Origin of the sequence: Sporomusa sphaeroides DSM 2875, from assembly GCF_001941975.2 — a bacterium.
Lineage (GTDB): Bacteria > Bacillota > Negativicutes > Sporomusales > Sporomusaceae > Sporomusa > Sporomusa sphaeroides.
This window is the reverse complement of record NZ_CP146991.1, coordinates 2,739,681-2,756,856: the sequence shown is the minus strand read 5'-3', so window position 1 is coordinate 2,756,856 and position 17,176 is coordinate 2,739,681. Positions and strand designations below refer to the sequence as shown.

At 47.4% G+C, this 17,176-nt stretch carries 17 protein-coding genes; 9 read left to right on the top strand and 8 right to left on the bottom strand.

What is annotated here, in order from left to right:
• Positions 1-165: 165 nt before the first annotated feature.
• Positions 166-1,713, top strand: coding sequence for an IS1182 family transposase (locus SPSPH_RS13050; RefSeq protein ID WP_075756744.1), 1,548 nt, complete (start codon positions 166-168; stop codon positions 1,711-1,713).
• Positions 1,714-1,978: 265 nt separating this feature from the next.
• Here SPSPH_RS13050 and SPSPH_RS13045 read toward each other — a convergent pair whose 3' ends face one another.
• From SPSPH_RS13045 to SPSPH_RS13035, 3 genes are all read right to left on the bottom strand, one after another.
• On the bottom strand, positions 1,979-4,375 hold the full coding sequence (locus SPSPH_RS13045) for a glycogen/starch/alpha-glucan phosphorylase (protein ID WP_075756745.1): 2,397 nt from the start codon (positions 4,373-4,375) through the stop codon (positions 1,979-1,981).
• Positions 4,376-4,530: 155 nt separating this feature from the next.
• A complete protein-coding gene (locus SPSPH_RS13040) occupies positions 4,531-5,847 on the bottom strand; it encodes a lipase family protein (RefSeq protein WP_075756746.1) in 1,317 nt (438 codons plus the stop codon).
• 188 nt (positions 5,848-6,035) lie between these two features.
• Positions 6,036-6,608, bottom strand: a complete 573-nt coding sequence (locus SPSPH_RS13035; RefSeq protein WP_233139105.1) for a TetR/AcrR family transcriptional regulator — start codon at positions 6,606-6,608, stop codon at positions 6,036-6,038.
• Between the two features lie 240 nt (positions 6,609-6,848).
• Here SPSPH_RS13035 and SPSPH_RS13030 point away from each other — a divergent pair, with 240 nt between their 5' ends.
• Both SPSPH_RS13030 and ltrA read left to right on the top strand, forming a co-directional pair.
• Positions 6,849-6,977, top strand: a complete 129-nt coding sequence (locus SPSPH_RS13030) for a hypothetical protein (protein WP_269147947.1) — start codon at positions 6,849-6,851, stop codon at positions 6,975-6,977.
• Between the two features lie 656 nt (positions 6,978-7,633).
• The gene (gene ltrA, locus SPSPH_RS13025; RefSeq protein ID WP_075756749.1) at positions 7,634-9,052 is read left to right on the top strand and encodes a group II intron reverse transcriptase/maturase; all 1,419 of its coding nucleotides are present in this window, start codon (positions 7,634-7,636) and stop codon (positions 9,050-9,052) included.
• 44 nt (positions 9,053-9,096) lie between these two features.
• On the opposite strand, the gene SPSPH_RS13020 is transcribed toward ltrA, so the two are convergent.
• The 4 genes from SPSPH_RS13020 to SPSPH_RS13005 form a co-directional block, all read right to left on the bottom strand.
• On the bottom strand, positions 9,097-9,618 hold the full coding sequence (locus SPSPH_RS13020; protein WP_075756750.1) for a CBO0543 family protein: 522 nt from the start codon (positions 9,616-9,618) through the stop codon (positions 9,097-9,099).
• Positions 9,619-10,150: 532 nt separating this feature from the next.
• Entirely contained in the window at positions 10,151-10,495 is a 345-nt protein-coding gene (locus tag SPSPH_RS13015; RefSeq protein ID WP_223226318.1) for a L,D-transpeptidase, read from the bottom strand.
• Positions 10,496-10,671: 176 nt separating this feature from the next.
• Positions 10,672-11,679, bottom strand: coding sequence for a zinc-dependent alcohol dehydrogenase family protein (locus tag SPSPH_RS13010; RefSeq protein ID WP_075756752.1), 1,008 nt, complete (start codon positions 11,677-11,679; stop codon positions 10,672-10,674).
• Positions 11,680-11,761: 82 nt separating this feature from the next.
• Positions 11,762-12,892, bottom strand: coding sequence for an HD-GYP domain-containing protein (locus SPSPH_RS13005; protein ID WP_083945623.1), 1,131 nt, complete (start codon positions 12,890-12,892; stop codon positions 11,762-11,764).
• Positions 12,893-13,299: 407 nt separating this feature from the next.
• Between SPSPH_RS13005 and SPSPH_RS13000 the strand changes: the two genes are divergently transcribed.
• The 5 genes from SPSPH_RS13000 to SPSPH_RS12980 all read left to right on the top strand — a co-directional run bounded on the left by SPSPH_RS13000 (position 13,300) and on the right by SPSPH_RS12980 (position 15,930).
• Complete coding sequence (locus SPSPH_RS13000) at positions 13,300-13,974, top strand: TMEM165/GDT1 family protein (RefSeq protein WP_075756753.1); 675 nt, start codon at positions 13,300-13,302, stop codon at positions 13,972-13,974.
• Between the two features lie 67 nt (positions 13,975-14,041).
• Positions 14,042-14,371 (top strand): TIGR04076 family protein, encoded by a 330-nt coding sequence (locus SPSPH_RS12995; RefSeq protein WP_075756754.1) that lies wholly within the window; start codon positions 14,042-14,044, stop codon positions 14,369-14,371.
• 5 nt (positions 14,372-14,376) lie between these two features.
• Complete coding sequence (locus tag SPSPH_RS12990; RefSeq protein WP_075756755.1) at positions 14,377-14,913, top strand: pyruvate kinase alpha/beta domain-containing protein; 537 nt, start codon at positions 14,377-14,379, stop codon at positions 14,911-14,913.
• 298 nt (positions 14,914-15,211) lie between these two features.
• Entirely contained in the window at positions 15,212-15,577 is a 366-nt protein-coding gene (locus SPSPH_RS12985; RefSeq protein ID WP_198930954.1) for an MBL fold metallo-hydrolase, read from the top strand.
• Complete coding sequence (locus SPSPH_RS12980; RefSeq protein ID WP_198930955.1) at positions 15,574-15,930, top strand: MBL fold metallo-hydrolase; 357 nt, start codon at positions 15,574-15,576, stop codon at positions 15,928-15,930. Before SPSPH_RS12985 ends, SPSPH_RS12980 begins: the two co-directional genes overlap by 4 nt.
• Before the next feature lie 102 nt (positions 15,931-16,032).
• On the opposite strand, the gene SPSPH_RS12975 is transcribed toward SPSPH_RS12980, so the two are convergent.
• A complete protein-coding gene (locus SPSPH_RS12975; protein WP_075756756.1) occupies positions 16,033-16,395 on the bottom strand; it encodes an EamA family transporter in 363 nt (120 codons plus the stop codon).
• A 235-nt stretch (positions 16,396-16,630) separates the two neighbouring features.
• Between SPSPH_RS12975 and SPSPH_RS12970 the strand changes: the two genes are divergently transcribed.
• Entirely contained in the window at positions 16,631-17,041 is a 411-nt protein-coding gene (locus SPSPH_RS12970; RefSeq protein WP_075756757.1) for a cupin domain-containing protein, read from the top strand.
• Positions 17,042-17,176: the final 135 nt, after the last annotated feature.

Here is a 17,176-nt window from a genome sequence, read left to right as displayed (position 1 = left end):
TGAAATAATTCAAGCCGCCGTTTATTTTTGAAAAGAGACTGCTCAAAAAATGTAGGAAGCATAGGGACATTAGAAACCACTGAAAAAGTCAATAAATAGAGCAACATCCCTCTATTATGGTAAAATATAACTGTAGATATTTGCCGGAAAGGAGAGGGATTTGCTTTGCTTAGACATGTGCCTCACCAATTAAGTATATATAGCGTGTTATATGACAGAATTCCCAATGACCATATTCTGAAGACAATTGGAGCCCATGTTGATTTTAGTTTCATTAACGATTTACTGAAAGATTCATACTGTAAGCACCTGGGGCGGCCTGCTAAAGAGCCGGAAATGCTAGCAAAGTTACTTATTTTGCAATATCTATATAACTTATCCGATGTTAGAGTCATTGAAGAAGCTAAACTAAACTTAGCCTATATGTGGTTTTTGGGACTAAATCCCGAAGATGATTTGCCAGAAGCCAGTCTACTTACCAAGTTTAGGAGACAACGATTAAAAGAAACAAGTGTGGATGATATTATTCAGGAAGTAGTCCGCCAGTGTATAGAAAAAGGCATTATAAAAGGGACCGGACTGAGCATGGACGCTACTCACACCCATGCCAATACAATAAAAAAAGTACCAGAAAGAATCATGAAGCATCTAGCCAGAAAAATCATAAAGGCTATTGAGGAAGAAAACGGAGAAATCCCATCTGAGCTAATTGGCGAAGTTCCTAACTACAAGCTCATAGAGGACCACAACGAAGCGAAGCAGATTATGAAGACATATTTAGAAACCATAATCAGTAAAGCGGAAAACCATGTAGATCTCTCCATTCTGCCCAGCAGCCAAAAAGCTGTTAACGAAGCAAAGGAAGTATTACAAGATCCTAAATTTATCGCGCAAAAAGGAATCCGGTCACTTGTAGATAAAGATGCTCGTGTGGGGTACAAATCGCAAACAGACAGTTTTTACGGATATAAAGTAGAATTTGCAATGATTCCAGAAGCGAGGATTATTACCGCAGTAACAGTTGATAACGGTGCCTATGTAGATGGTAGCAAATTTGATGAACTCTATCAGCGAAGTAAAGCATGTGGATTGACCATACAAGAGGTGTATGGAGATAAAGCTTATTTTCGAAAAACAATTTTAGATACCCTACAAATCGATTCAGTTAAAGCTATCATTCCAGTAAATCCTTGCGTCTACAAAATAGACGAGGGCAGATTTACTTACAATAAAGACAGTGATCAATGGTTTTGTGAGATGGGTAATAACACCTATAAAAAGGTGTATCAAAAATATAAAAATAGAAGTAACATTTATAAATATCATTTTGATAAATCACAGTGTATTCAATGCCCCAAACTACTCGAATGTGCAGGCAAAAACGTTAAGAAAAAAGTACTAGGCGTCGGTGAACATAATGCTCAATATTATGAACATAGTCAAATGACTAAGACTACTCAGTTCAAGCTTAAGTACAAAAAACGAGCCAGTCATGAGTGGAAAAATGGGGAAATGAAGCGTTTCCACGGATTAGATCGTGCCCGAGGGTACGGTCTAAAAAGCATGTCAATGCAAGCCAAATTAACGGCCTTAGCCGTGAATCTTAAAAGGATAGCAGCACTACTATCCTTTTGTGACCATGTATTTTGGAAGCAAATAGCCAATTTTATAGCATATCACAGATTAACTCCGCTATTTATGCAGATAAGCTAAAAAACATGGATATATCAGTGGTTTCGGACATTATTTTTGTTTCCTTGTTTTATTGTATTTTGCGAAGCAAAAAGTGCGTCCCCTTGCTTCCGTCTGGGTGATAATCATAAAATACTGAAAGAAAAGCGGGATAGTGCTGTATTGGCACCATTCCGCTTTTTGCTTGGTTACATTATATCAAAAGGTATGTCAATCATTATGGTGGTTAACTGAATACATCAGGGAGGGAAACTGAACGGTTGCCGATTAAACAGGGAAATATCGCTTAGATCAGGCTAGCAGGAGACTCAGACGGCCGGATGTGCCAGATCGCATCAGCATATTCCGTAACAGTGCGGTCACTAGAAAACCGGCCGGAGTGAGCGATATTTGTGGTTGCCACCTGCCAGCGGGCGCGGTCGTTGCGGAACAGGCGGTCCAGCCGTTCCTGGGCTTCCAGATAGGCGGCAAAATCCTGCAGTTCCAGAAAAGCGCCGCCCGGATGCAGTAAATAGTCGTACAGCGGTTTGAATTCATCGCCAATGACAGGCAGACTCCCGTCGATTAGTTGATTCACACAATGCCGTATCCGTTCGTTCTGGTTATAGACGGTTAAGGGATTGCACCGGCCCGTTTGATAGCAGGCCGCCACCTCCTCGGCGGTGAGGCCGAAGATGACGATGTTTTCATCACCTACGGCTTCGCGGATTTCCACATTGGCGCCGTCTAAAGTGCCGACGGTAACCGCGCCGTTCATCATGAATTTCATGTTGCCGGTGCCGGAGGCTTCCTTGCCGGCGGTGGAAATCTGCTCGCTGATATCGGCGGCGGGAATAATCAGTTCCGCCAGCGACACATTATAGTTTTCCAGAAATATAACTTTAAGCTTATCCTGAATGGCGGTATCGCTGTTGATTTGTTTGGCTAGGGTGACAATCAGTTGAATTACTTTTTTTGCCAGGTAGTAGCCTGGCGCCGCTTTGCCGGCGAAGATAAAGGTACGGGGCAGGATGTCAAGTTGGGGGTTATCCTTTAACAAGCGGTAGAGATCCATAATCCGGAGCGCGTTGAGGAGCTGGCGCTTGTAGGCATGAATGCGTTTGACCTGGATGTCGAAAAGAGAACGGGTGTCAAGGGCAAGGTGATACCTGTCAAAGATAAATTTGGCCAGGGCCTCCTTCCGGTCCTGTTTCACGGCTGCCAGTTTTTGCTGGAAAGTGGTACTTGTCGCAAAAGGCAGTAACTCTGTCAAGTGATCCGGCCGGTGCAGCCAAGTGGGACCGATGGTGCCGGTGATTAAGCCGGCCAAGCCGGGATTGGCGGTGAGCAGCCAGCGGCGGTGGGTAATGCCGTTGGTTTTGTTATTGAATTTTTGCGGCGCATGCTGATAAAACAGGTTCAATAGATCGTTTTTGAGGATATCGCTGTGCAGTGCGGCCACGCCGTTGACGCTGTAGCTACCAGCTACAGCCAGGTGGGCCATCTTGACGAAGCCGTCGGCGATGACGGCCATGGCGGCAATGCGGTCCCAGTCGCCGGGGTAGCGCTGCCACAGCTCGGCGCAGAACCGTTCGTTGATCTCGTGGATGATTTCATAGATGCGGGGCAGCAGGCTTTGCAGTTGGCCGACCGGCCATTTTTCCAAAGCTTCCGGCAGGACGGTGTGATTGGTATAGGAAATGGTATGAATGGTAATGTCCCAGGCCTCGTCCCAGCCCAGGCCTTCTTCATCCATGAGAATGCGCATCAATTCGGGGATGGCTAAAGCCGGATGGGTGTCATTGATGTGCACGGCGATCTGGTCGGCCAGGCGCCTTAGATCCGAGCCCTGCTTGCGCTTGATATGGCGAATAATGCTTTTAAGTCCGGCCGACACCAGGAAATACTCCTGGACGAGGCGCAGCTGGCGTCCTTCCTCATAGCGGTCGTCCGGATAGAGGATTTGCGAAATGGCTTCCACCCCGTTCTTGTATTCCAGCAGTTTGCGGTAATCCTCAGGGCCTAAGCTGGAATAATTGACGCAGAATTCGTCCCGCACTTCGGCGCTCCATAACCGTAAGGTATTGACGGTCCGGTTGTCAAAGCCAATGACGGGGATGTCATAGGGGACGGCTTTGACAATCCCCAGGGGCGGGGCAAACTCTACCAAAACGGCTTTGCCGGTTTTGCGGTACTCCCAGATATTGAGGTCTTTCAGCCAGGAATCCGGTTTTTCCACCTGAACGCCGTCGACAATAGCCTGTTCAAACAGGCCGTAGGTATAGCGGATGCCGCAGCCGTGGCCGGGCAGGCCGAGGGCTGCCAGGGAATCGAGAAAGCAGGCGGCCAGCCGCCCCAGGCCGCCGTTGCCAAGGCCGGCGTCGTGTTCGGCGCTCAGTAGCTCGGTGTAGTCGATGTCGAGTTCGGCCAGGGCTTCCCGCCAGACATCGCGGATGCCGAGATTCGAGAGATTAGTGTCCAGCAGGCGCCCCGGTAAAAATTCCATGGAGAAATAGTACACCTGCTTTTGCCGTTGGTCATCGTAGCGGCGGGTGGTGTCCACCCAGCGCTGGCCGATGTAGTCGCGGACCAGGCTGGCCAGTGCGGCGTATTTGTCCGAGGCCGAGGCTTCATCCAGGCTTGTGCCCGCCAGCGCCAGCAACCGCTCCTGAAGGGCCGTCTTGCAGTGTTCTTTGGTTAACAATTATCTCGCCTCCCTTAGAAATGCTCAAATTCTTTTACTCCCTATGCTTGCAGGCGGGCGGTAGACAGCCGATAGCCGTCCACCGAACGCTGCCAGCTATGGTCGGACTTCATGGCGCTTTAAGCAGCAAGAGTAAGCAGGTAACACTTCGGGGGTTATTGGGTCATGACACTGTTCAGATGGTCGCTAATTCCCCGGAAAGCATGAACAAAGGCCTCCAACGGAGTCAGACTGTAAGTGCCGGTAGAAAAAACGGCGGTACTGGCGACAGCGCCGGTTTGCGTGTCATAGATAGTCTGATGCACGGTGATGTAATAGGTGTTTTTTTGTTCTTTAACGAGGCTGGCACTTACTTCGGATACAATGGCCCAGCGGCAGCCGGCGGCAAGGGCTGCCTGCTGCCAATCTTCCGTCCGGGTATTTGCAGCGACATACTCCGCAAGAGTATTCTGGTATACATCCTGTAATGCTTCCTGCATATACCAAAATTCAGCGGTCAAATTTGTCGGCAACTGGTTGGCCAGCGGCAGAATGTAGACGCGCTGCTTATGATCTGTCTGCTTTTTTGCAGGCTGAGCAGGCAGCTGTATGCCAGCTTCTACAGCCAGGCGGCGTTTATCATAATAATTTTTCAGGGCCGAATCGATATAACCGGTTAATTGGTGGGCATCGCGCACAGTAGTGCCAGGTTTCCATTTTATTTCCCGGCCAAACTGCCGGTAACCGCCGACCAGGGTTTGCAGAACGCCGGTAATCGGGTCGCCAGTATGAACAATCCGGGTGAGGGGCAGGCTGGGTTCGTATTTGGCGGCAAAAGCCGCATTGCCGACGGCGGGAGCGCCGAAGGTAATGACTTCCAACTGGTCCGGGCTGACTCCCGAGCTTAGCAGTCTTGCCCCAGCCAACGTGGCAGCGGCACCGCCGAGACTGTGGCCGGTCAGGAGCAGCTTGCGGGTTTGGTCGGCGTGGAGCAGATCGGGAAGGGAAAGACTGACCTGCCGGGGATTACGTAAGACGGCCGACGGACCGGCCTGGACAAACTCGTCGAAGCCCTGGTGAACCTTGGGTTCAGTGTTGGGAATATTCTTTTTGGCGGCATTGGCGGCGAATTCGGCGGGATTACTGCCAGCGAAATAGACTTTGCTGACTTTCAAGTCGGTTTTTATGTCCCGTTTATTTTCTGTGCCGACAATGGCGACAAGGTAAAATGGAACACCGGCTTTCCGGGCCACCAGGTAGCGGGCGCCGGTACGGCCTTGAGCTTGCCGATAATGATCGATTTGCCAGCCGTCCTGCTCCAGATAGCGGTTGGCCAGTTCGCCCAGGCGCCCGCTATAGGCGGCTGCGCTGGCGCCGGCGGTCAGATACAGCTTGTAAGCCTCCTCGTAGTCTTCCTGGGGACCGGCTAAGCTGATGATTGGTATACATAGCAGCAACCCGGCGGTCAGCCATACCAGCAGGAAGCGTTTCAACAGATATCACCCCGCTTTCGTTTTGGGCGACTGGATGGTTACCTGGATGTTTTAAAGAACCTTTAAGGCAGCTAATCAATTCAAGCTGGAGAATAAAGGATTTAGTACCGAATTTTCTTTCTGGGTACTGACGGTCGAAGGAGGTATATTAAAATCGCGTGTGAGCCCGCGATTTTAACGAAGTCCACTTATTCTTTTTTGGGCAGTAATCCGTTGACTAGAATATCTGACATGGCGGTCAAGGCATCCGGGATGGTCATATTGCTTTCAGAGAGAAACCGGTAAGAGAATAAATCATCGAGAGTGCTGGCAATGATTTGGCGAAGTACTTTGGTATTGATCGGCCGGAGCGCTTTGGTTTCGATACCCTGAACAATCAGGGATAAAAAGCGCTCTTGGCGTTCCTCATTAAATTTTTGGGTGATCTGAAATTCGTTGGGATAATAGAGCTGGAGGTCGTCTTTCAGCCGAAAATTGTTAATAGATCCCAACATTGTTGGCGCAACTTTAAGTATGGCTGCTATTTTTTCAGCAAAAGTCAATGTGGCGTTATTACAGATCGCTTGTTCCTGCTGCTGAATATCTTGAGTTACTGATATTAAAATACTGTGAATCAGCTCGCTTTTCGAAGAAAAGTGTTCATATATGGATGTTTTACTGACACTCAGCCGTTTGGCAAGATCATTCATTGTAAACCGGACGCCATGGTAATTTATTTCTTCAATAGCTGCCATCAAAATACGGTCACGCAAAAAAAACACCTCGGTTTTGTTTAGTACTAATTTGACAAAATTAGTACTGCTGGTTTTATAATGTTATATTATTCCACTTTTTTTTCTTTGTCAATAATCGTTTGTGGTTTGAAATGGAAACAGAAAAGAAAACACAGCCCTTGAGACCAGGCCTGGCCTCAAGGGCTGTGGGAGAATGTGTATATGTTTCCTCAGACAAAGGAAGAGGAAAACTATAGAAATCAATTCAAACCTGGGAGGAAGACTAATATGATTAAAGTGACCTTGAAAAATGGCGATATATTGGAATTCAACGGAGCATGTGTAGAAGCGCAGGGACGCTCTTTTTGCTTCTTTGTTGCATTGTATTTTTGCGAAGCAAAATGTCCGTCCCCTTGATTCCGTCCCTTGAGAAGGAATGGATGGAAAAGCCGCCTCAGGCGGTAGACCGTAAGGAACTAGCATTATCAAGGTAGAAAAATCTATCTAAATCAAAAAACATGGCAAGAAGAAAAGGTACCGAATTGCGGTGCCTCAGCTTGTAGACAAAGTCCAGGCTGTTCAAAAACGAGCTCTGAGGAGCAACGAAACTAGGCGATTACAGCCTGAAGCTCCCTGCAATCAGGGAGCTTTTTCTTGTGCGCCCAGCATGGGCGCTTACTAGTTGGTGAAAGTCCAATGCGGGGGTTGATAGTGCCAACCGCTAGCCTAAGACAAGGGTGTCCACCGTGAGGTGGAATCTGAAGGAAGTCGGCGGCAAAGCTCCGGTCTGAGGAACACGAACCACATAAAAGGCATATGTTCGCTGGGCGAGTTTGCAAGACAAAACAAAGCCCTAAACTATCCGAAGTGAACGATGTAAATGTGGCAGATAGATGGAGTGAAAGTAAGCGTTCTTACCTGGGGAGATCTGACAGTAGGCAGTGGACATGAACTTGAAAGCAGCAAGCCTTGCAGCGATGCATGGCTAAACTGTCAGAAGTCAGCAGAGGCCATACTACCAGGATGGATATATACACCCTGGGAAGGGCCGAACAATAGGAGGTTTCTGAATTTTGCAAGGTACGAGGAAATGCGTAGAAAGCAGACAACTTCATAATGAAGACTACCTGCAGGAGGAAAGGGTGGAACCCGGAAGTATTGCAGGAGTGCCGAGCATCTCTTCTATGCCTGAAGAAGGAAGAAACGATGGCGATGAATACACCAGTGAACTGTTGGAGGATATCCTTCACCGGGACAACCTTAATCTAGCCTATAAGCGAGTGAAGGACAACAAAGGGAGCCATGGAATCGACGGGATGACAGTAAATGAACTTTTGCAATTTCTGAAGGAAAATGGCGCCCAACTCCGACAGTCTATACTGGAGGGGACGTATACGCCCCAACCCGTCAGACGAGTAGAAATACCAAAACCCGATGGCGGTAAGCGACTGCTTGGGATACCTACTGTAGTCGACCGTGTGATACAACAAGCCATCGCCCAAGTACTAACCCCGATCTATGAGATGCAATTTTCAGTGAACAGCTATGGATTCAGACCCGGAAGGGACGCTAAACAAGCGATTCGGAGATGCAAGGAATATATCGAAGCCGGGTATACCTGGGCGGTTGATATTGATCTAGCAAAATACTTCGATACAGTGAATCACGATAAACTCATGCGCCTGCTGTCAGTGACAATTGAGGATAACCGAGTACTATCGTTAATTCGTAAATATCTTCAATCTGGGATCATGGTTAATGGCGTGGTAGCAGAAACCGAGGCGGGTGTCCCGCAGGGCGGCAACCTCTCGCCGCTGCTTAGCAATGTTATGCTGAACGAACTGGATATTGAACTCACTAAACGGGGGCTGAGCTTTTGCCGTTACGCCGATGATGCGAATATTTATGTCAGAAGCGAAAAGGCGGCAAAGCGAGTTATGGCAAGTGTCACGCGCTTTCTTGAAGAAGAGCTAAAGCTCAAGGTCAATAAAGAAAAGAGTGCGGTAAACAGACCCTGGAAGCTGAAATTTCTAGGATTCTCGTTCTACCCTAAGAAAGGTGGAATGGGAATACGAGTACACCCAAAACCTGTGAAGAAATTCAAGCAAAAGCTGAAAGAAATAACAGGGAGAAGCAACGCCATGAGCGTGGAAGAACGCAGAGAAAAGCTCAGGCAGTGCATCGTTGGCTGGGTGAACTACTTTGGCATGGCAGACATGAAGGCCACTGCCAAAGCATTGGATGAGTGGTTGCGTAGAAGAATACGGATGTGCTACTGGAAGCAGTGGAAGAAAATATCCGCAAAGCGTGATAATCTTGTGAAACTTGGCATGGACGAGCGAACAGCACGGAAATATGCTAATACGAGAAAGAGCTATTGGCACACAGCCAACAGCCCTATTCTTACAAGAATACTTACTAATGAGCGCCTAAGGAAGATTGGCTTTATAACAGTCAGCGAAAGGTATTCGATAACCCATTCATCCTGTTGAACCGCCGTATACCGAACGGTACGTACGGTGGTGTGAGAGGTCGGCTACTCAAATAATGGGTAGCCTCCTACTCGATTTTCCAGAACTCCCATTGCTTTGTCACAGCCCCGGCGATAAAAGGCGATAAAACCCCGGGAAAGTAAAAAAGTAATGGACAACGTGACATAGGTGGTGAGCCAGCTCCACTGAATATAGCGAATCAAGTTGGTATGAAGCTCCAAAAAATACTCGATTACGGTGATGCCGGCGCTGAATAGCAGGGCATAACCCAGGATGACGCTCAGCCCTTTATCCCGTGTTATTTGATTGTAGAGGATGCACAGCACCGGAAACACCCACAATTCAAACAGCAGGCTGGTATCGTACAAGTTTGGCAGCAGCCGGTCGGGATATTCGAGCAGACGGAGTTCCACGGTCGGACTGCTGACAACAAAGTCCAGCAGGCTTTTAAACAGATACACCACCACCCAGTCCCGGAAATACCGCCAGTCGACCGCAAAGATCAGCAACAACAAAGTGATCACTGCTGCGGCCAGGGAAATAAACATTTCTACGCTAATGCTCATGATACACCCTTCCTGCGTCGGCAACGACGCTTAGGCTTCCGGGTAAAGCCGGTTCCTTGAAGCACTCTAATCCTGGTGAATACAAGCGGTCTATTGTCCGTAACCCTGTGTTGTCGTCAAACGGCATATGGCCGGTATGCCTCATGCCTCTGCTGTGTTACGGGAAATAGTCGTCATAATTCTCCCGTTTTAAGGTTGTGAAGGTACAGGGACTTTTATTCCGGACGAGAAAAGGACTTGTCACTTTCTCACCTTATAGCAGAGTCTGGCAAAGGTGGCATGTTTAGTTTGTAGGGCCTAGCGAAACCGAAAATGTACCGAGAGATACGGAGCATGCGTGGGCCGATGGTAGCGGATAGAAGTGTACTAGGTTGTATGCTGCTGAGCATCAGAGTTGGAAGGGCAACAGTGAAGTCAGTCGCCTCACTCTTATACAAATATAAAGAGGCTGCCGTGATGACGGTAGCCTCTTTGTATAAGAAAGTTTCACGCTAGGCGTTGGGAACAGCCGCTTACCGCTGGTTGCTTGACATTACTGTATCATAATTACCGGTGTACCGATTTCCACCTTTTCAAATAGTTCCTCAATATCTTGATTATACATTCTAATGCAGCCACCGGAGACATATCCCTCTACCGGTCCGTTCCATGACCCATGCAAACAGGATTTATCCGTTGACAAAACCAGCCTGCGAGAACCAAAATCAAATTCGCCTTGCTTTTCATAACGAATTTTTTCAATGACTTCGTAGCTGCCTGGCGGAGTAGGTGTTTCCGGCCTGCCGCTGCCGATATAATACTCTTTGATCAATTTGTTGTCTTCTAGATAGCCGGCCCGGTGGGCAGTCAGATTTACAATGATTTGTTTTTTCATCATTATCCTCCTCAAACATAATATTATATATATAATATTATGATGTTTCACCAATGGTGGCTATTTGGATCAATGAGGGGGAAAAGAATTCTACCCCGGATTGCTATATCGATGGGATTAAAAAATGCAGCGACATCTACCTTTAGAGCATCCGCAATATTACTTGCTTTATCGTTGATTTAAGAGAGAGGATTAAACGAGTTTACCAATGATATTTTTCCGATAGCCTTACCGGCTTCCAAATACTCATGAGCCTTAGTAATCTCTTCAAAAGTAAACTGTTGTTTATCTCTCTTGATACGCAATTTTCCCTGTTCGATTAAATTACTTATATGGTCCAGTATCCTGCCATGTCGCTCACGCTCAATATTGAAAAGCATAGGTACGGTCATCAATAGAGCATGTAAAGTCAGGGCTTTCGCATGCATCGGTCCAATATCCAGAGTGGCTCTGGCGTTAGTAGTGCAGATTACACCCTTTAATTTTGCTGCTTTGAAACTGTTAGTTAAATTATTTCCCCCTACTGGATCGAATATCGCATCAAATCCTCTACCGTCTGTATATTTCTCTACATAGTTTTCAACAGACTCAGTATTAGAAAAAATAACATGGTCCGCACCAAAGGCTTTCGCTACATCGGCTTGCTCTTGATTTAAAACCGTACCATAAACAATTGCACCTTGTTGCTTTGCTAATTGTACAGCTATATGTCCAACTCCTCCGGCAGCACCATGTATCAATAATTTTTCTCCTGGTTTCGCCAAGGATTTTTCCATAATTCCTTCCCAGGCAGTTATAGTGACTAACGGAAATAATGCTGCCGTGTAGTGATCAATGCAAGTAGGCTTTTTCGCAATTAAATTAGCATCTGCTAGCATAAATTCAGCCAATGCTCCTTGTAAATTCCCAACTCCACCAGTACAGCCGAATACTTGATCACCAACTTTCCATTGACCTGCTGCTTCGCCAACAGCTACAATCTCACCTGAAACATCCGCATTAAGAATAGCGGGTAATTGAGGTCCGATAGCAGCAGCCAAACCTGAGCGAATTTTCGTTTCTAGCGGGTTAATACTACTAGCAGCTACCTTCAATACTACATGCCCCGGGATTGGTTCAGGCTTGTCCACCTCTGCGACTTCAAATACTTCCGGACCGCCATACTTACGAATTATCATTGCTTTCATTTAAAACACCTCCAATGCTTAATTCATTATACTAAGTATTTTTGACACATTGGATTATCCGTAACCCGTCTCGCAGTGAACGCTACTGCGGGGGTTGGTAGTTTTTCTCCTTGATCAGCCGTACCAGGGCGGCGACAGCAGCGGCATCGTACAGCGTGCCGCTATGGCGGGTAAGCTCATCGAGAGCAGCCTCCAGACCCAGTGACGGACGGTAGGGCCGGTGAGAAGTCATTGCCTCAAACACATCAGCGACAGTCACGATCCTGGCCTCTGGCAGGATATGCTCCGCGGTCAGGCCGTGCGGATAGCCGCTGCCGTCCAGGCGCTCGTGATGTTGGCAGATAATTTCTGCTATCGGCAGCAGAAGCTTAATTTCCTTCAATATATCATAGCTCATTTGAGCATGCGTTTGGATCAAGGCAAATTCCGGTGCGGTCAATTTGGCCGGTTTGGCAAGCAGTTCGCCGGGAATGCCGATTTTGCCGATATCGTGGACAATGGCTGCACGGCGCAAGGCTTCACAACGTTTGATGTCCCAGCCCATCTCGCGGGCGATGTCAAAGGCAATAATGCCTACACGCCGCTGATGGCCGGACGTATAGGGATCTTTCAGTTCCACCATACTAGCTACGGCAAGCAGTGTTCCGTCAATGGCTTCTTCCAATTGCCGGGCCTGACTGGCGATATTTTCACGATAGCCGATGTTATCAATGGCAATGGCTGCTGTGTCGGCCAGCACCTGCAGCACTTCGACTTCCTCCAGCGTAGGAGTGCGGGATTCCGACCAATAGCAGCCGATAGCCCCGACAGGATCATTGGACTTAATCGGAACCATGGCCAGGCTGCGCACGAACGTTTTTTGGTATACGCCGATAGGTATGCGTTTGTCTTCAAAAATATCCTCAATAATAGCGGGCTGACGGTTTTGCATAACCCAGCCGCTGATGCAGATTTCCATTGGAAAGCGTAGGCCCTTCCACAGCGGACTGATCGCGTCTTCCTCCGCGTAATAACAAAAATTGCCGTCGCGCAAAACGAAAGTCGCTCCGTCGGAGCCGGTAAGTTGGCGTACCGAATGACGGACAATATCCATAACAGATTGCAAATCGTGTGTGGCGGAGAGCTGCTGTACAACCTTGAGCAGTTTTTCCATCACCCGGATTGACGGAGGGCAGGCGTCCATTCCGGCAAGCATCGGATTACGGTTCATCATATCAATAAAACTAGCTCCTTTCGGTAGTTTTTATAGCGGTTGCCGCCACTTGCCGCAGCAGGCAGACCGGATAAGATGGATTGTTGGCTTGTCAAAGTTTACAAGTTAAGTATACCATTAATTGCTTGGAACCAATAGTCTTGTTGAGTGTAATTGAAGGTTTGGCGATTTGACAAGTATAACTGGATATGCTATTATTAGAATAATTTAACATTCCTAAAGGGGAGTAGCTAGCGAGATAGGGTCAACACACTGGCAATAGCCTGGCCTTATTGTTGGTACAAGCCAATTAGCGAGACCTTTAGTATAGTTTGCAACTATACTAGAAGTGTCTCCTTTTTTATTTCTATGAAGACCTTCGGTATAGTTGTATCGAAGTTTTTTGTATGTAAAAAAGGAGGATAAGCATGGAGGCTTTTATCACAGCATCGCTCTTTGTTGTACTGGCGGAAATGGGCGATAAAACACAATTACTGGGGATGGCCTTTGCGACAAGATACCGCTGGCAGACGGTATTGTGTGGTGTTTTTGTTGCGACAGTATTGAACCATTTATTTGCTGTAGTAGTAGGAAGCTATATTACCAACTACGTTCCGATGAGCACTGTCCAAATTATCGCCTCACTATCATTTATTGTGTTTGGGCTTTGGACAATCAGGGGAGATCAACTTGAAGGAGAAGACCGGGAACGTTCAATGAGTCCGTTTTGGACGGTTACCGTAGCCTTCTTTATCGCAGAGATGGGAGATAAGACACAACTGGCAACTATTGCGTTGGCGGCTAAATTCCCCAATGAGATAGTTCCGGTATGGATGGGAACAACAATTGGGATGATGATTGCAAATGCAATAGGTATTCTCATCGGCGTTGTACTTGGCAAACAAATTCCTGAGCGCATAGTAAAATGGGGAGCTTCGTTAATTTTTATTTTCTTTGGGATACTCGGGCTTTATGATGCCCTGCCGAGAGAATATTTAAGTGTTACGCGGGTTAGCTTATTTATTGCTGTACTCATAGCCCTAATTTATTTTGTTGCGAAATGGGGCAATCAATCCTCTAAGCCTACTCCGGAAGCTGAGTAATAGCGTTTCCTATGTGGTACATAGCCGGGCGCAACTGTTCGGCAATAAACGTCAGGAGAGCATGAGCATGGAACACAAATGTAAGATAACCGTACTGCGCAAGGAATGCTATCAAGATTTGCAGGAACAGTATTTGGCTGATCCCCGGTCGGGAAAATGTCCTTTTTTTGAAGAAGGTCAAGAGTTTCTGCTGGAAGGCAATGATTTCTTCCGGATGCTGCATGGAAAATTCTGCTCAGAGGCATGGGATGCCATCAGCCGTTATGTATATGCAGCATTGCAGGGCGGGTCGATTATGAAAGGCTGGACAAATGACGAAAAGATGATGATTGCCTGTTGTAACGACGGCACTCGTCCCGTCATTTTTAAAATTGAACGTATTGATGTAGAGGAGTGATGAGCATGTATTGGAAATCTGCAGGTGACGCCCATACTGAGAAAACGGTGGAATTGGCCTTGAGTAAAGCAAAAGAGTATGGCATCAAGTCCGTTGTTGTAGCCTCCAACACCGGCAAAACCGCTCAATTGCTGGCAGGAAAAGTTGAAAACGTGGTCTGCGTTACCCATGCCAATGGCTTTAAGGAGCCGGGTGTTAATGAATTGTCTGCCGAGCAGCGTGAACTATTAGTGAGTAAAAATGTAAAAGTACTAACAACCACCCATGTACTGTCCGGGGCGGAACGGGGTATTAGCCGGAAGTTCGGCGGGGCATATCCAGTGGAAATTATGGCCAATACGCTGAGAATGTTTGGGCAGGGAGTTAAAGTTACTGTAGAGATTGCTGTTATGGCGCTGGATGCCGGACTGATCCCCTATGGTGAAGATATCATTGCCATTGGCGGTACCGGACGAGGCGCTGATGCAGCGGTGGTCATACGTCCGGCCCATGCCGCCAATATCTTTGATACCTATATCGCCGAAATTATTTGCAAGCCGTAAGCAGTAACTATAACGAACAGGCACGCAGGAATTTGTCCTGCGTGCCTGTTCGTTATAGACAATAGAGACAATAGGGGACGCTCCTTTTTTGTCATCTACACTTTGTCAGGGGGAAAATAACTTTGATTTCCATTATTACCTTGAGTGGCGGCAGTCTGCTGGATGGATTCATCTGAATGGAAACAAAACGGAGCACAAATACTTATACGTACAAAATCGCAGCACATGCTGACGATAAGACGGATGAAGGCCTTTCAGTAAGGTTGTGGCGTTAATCGAAAGGAGATTGAGACTATTTATGGCAAAGAAAATCCGTAAAATGCGATACAAAATTCTGCCGCTGACCATAACTATGCCATTTGGCGATACTCAAAACACGATACACCCCACTCTGCTGTGGGATCAGCAGAATATTATATTGGTTGATGGCGGATTCATTGGTTCGTGCCCCATGCTTGATCAGGAATTGCTGTTACATGGAATTTCGCTACAGCAACTGACAGGACTTGTCCTGACCCATCATGACCACGACCATATAGGAGCGGCTGCCGCATTGAAAAGAGTGAATCCAAACTGCAAATATACAGTTCAGCGGAGGAAGCACTCTTTATTTCCGCACAGGAAAAACCGCTGCGGTTGTGTCAGGCAGAAGAAATGCAAATGACCCTTCCACCCGACCAGCAGGCGTTTGGAAAGGCATTTTGTAAGATGCTTCGCAGGGTTGAGCCGGTTCATGTAGACAGAATGTTACATGATGGGGAGTACTTGAATTGGTGCGGAGGTTGCCAAGTTATTGCAACCCCAGGGCATACGCCCGGACATATTTCGCTGTTCATGGAAGAAGCTTCGATTGTTATAACCGGTGATGCCATTGCTTTAGAGAATGGCTTGCCTGTTATCGCAAACCCTCAATTTACATTGGATATTGAACAGGCCGCAGAATCAATGGAGAAATTACTTGCAATGAAAGCCAAGACCTATTATTGCTATCATGGAGGCATTTATTCACTGACATAACCAAACTGCTCGTAATGCGGCCAGGTAAGAGGGGAATAAAGCCTATGAAGCAGGTGGCACCTAACTTCATAGGCTTTGAACAATGAGGAACTGGCATCGGCATCAACAGGAGGTTTCAGACTTTTTGCCTATATTCCAGGAAAGCAGTTTTCCCCATAGTCCATATCCAACCAGATTAGCCACCAAAGCCAAATAAATAAGCGAGCCAATGCCTGTCCAGGTAGGTGCCTGCCAGGCTGACAGCCAGGAATCGTAGCCTTCCAGCAGCAACGACAATACCGCTAACGGAAGAATAGCTAAAAAACCCATCCAAACAATCAGCGACAGCATAGGAAAAGCCGGTACACCTTGAGTAGCCCGGCGCATGATGACATTGCCCACACCCCAGCAAGCAGCGGCGGCTGTAACCAGCCAAAATCCGGCTGTCGTCATCTCACCGCCCTGTTGAGAAGCGATAATTGCCATCCCGATGCCTGCTACTAAAAGCCCTGCCAGATGGTTCCAGCGCCATTTTCCCCCGAGCCATACAACGCCTACCAATAGGGCCCATCACGAAGTTACCTTTTCATTTTACGGTAAAATTTCTATAAAATGCTTGACTTGGTGCTAACTCCAAGTGCTATCCTATCACCATAAGGCGGTGAAACCACATGCCGATTATAGTACAGAACACGCAAGAGCAGGAGGAGAACCCAATAAGATGAAACCAGCAGAGTTGAGCGTATTTCCTATGGGGGAAAAGAATGAAGCGTATGCCCGGTATTTTGTTGGACAGAGTTATTTGAATATGCTGTCCACAAGCGATGTTGTGATCGGCAATGTGACCTTTGAGCCGGGCTGTCGCAACAACTGGCATATTCATCGGGCTGCAAAAGGCGGCGGACAGATTTTGCTTTGCACTGCCGGCAGAGGCTGGTATCAGGAGTGGGGGAAGCCGGCGCAGGAACTAGGGCCCGGAGATGTAGTAAACATCCGTGTCAGTGTCAAACACTGGCATGGCGCGGCCAAAGATAGCTGGTTTGCCCATCTTGCAGTGGAAGTGCCGGGAGATGAGACCGCCAATGAATGGCTGGAAGCGGTCAGTGATGAAGAATATAGTCACTTGAAATAGGAGACAGAATAAGAAAGAATGGGATGTGCAGACCGGTTACACGGTTGGGGATTTGGCACTCTGGACGCCGGGTGATTTATTCGCCATGTATTTTGCCAAACCGATAAAGACTTTGTTTAACTTTTTAGTTAGGAT

Coding starts and splice junctions, on each gene's coding strand:
- SPSPH_RS13020 (WP_075756750.1), bottom strand. CDS start 9,618: ATGAGCATTAGCGTAGAAATGTTTATTTCCCTGGCCGCAGCAGTGATC.
- SPSPH_RS12985 (WP_198930954.1), top strand. CDS start 15,212: ATGGCAAAGAAAATCCGTAAAATGCGATACAAAATTCTGCCGCTGACC.
- SPSPH_RS12995 (WP_075756754.1), top strand. CDS start 14,042: ATGGAACACAAATGTAAGATAACCGTACTGCGCAAGGAATGCTATCAA.
- SPSPH_RS12970 (WP_075756757.1), top strand. CDS start 16,631: ATGAAACCAGCAGAGTTGAGCGTATTTCCTATGGGGGAAAAGAATGAA.
- SPSPH_RS12975 (WP_075756756.1), bottom strand. CDS start 16,395: ATGGCAATTATCGCTTCTCAACAGGGCGGTGAGATGACGACAGCCGGA.
- SPSPH_RS13000 (WP_075756753.1), top strand. CDS start 13,300: ATGGAGGCTTTTATCACAGCATCGCTCTTTGTTGTACTGGCGGAAATG.
- SPSPH_RS13030 (WP_269147947.1), top strand. CDS start 6,849: ATGATTAAAGTGACCTTGAAAAATGGCGATATATTGGAATTCAACGGA.
- SPSPH_RS13010 (WP_075756752.1), bottom strand. CDS start 11,679: ATGAAAGCAATGATAATTCGTAAGTATGGCGGTCCGGAAGTATTTGAA.
- SPSPH_RS13015 (WP_223226318.1), bottom strand. CDS start 10,495: ATGATGAAAAAACAAATCATTGTAAATCTGACTGCCCACCGGGCCGGC.
- SPSPH_RS13005 (WP_083945623.1), bottom strand. CDS start 12,892: ATGATGAACCGTAATCCGATGCTTGCCGGAATGGACGCCTGCCCTCCG.
- SPSPH_RS12980 (WP_198930955.1), top strand. CDS start 15,574: ATGACCCTTCCACCCGACCAGCAGGCGTTTGGAAAGGCATTTTGTAAG.
- SPSPH_RS12990 (WP_075756755.1), top strand. CDS start 14,377: ATGTATTGGAAATCTGCAGGTGACGCCCATACTGAGAAAACGGTGGAA.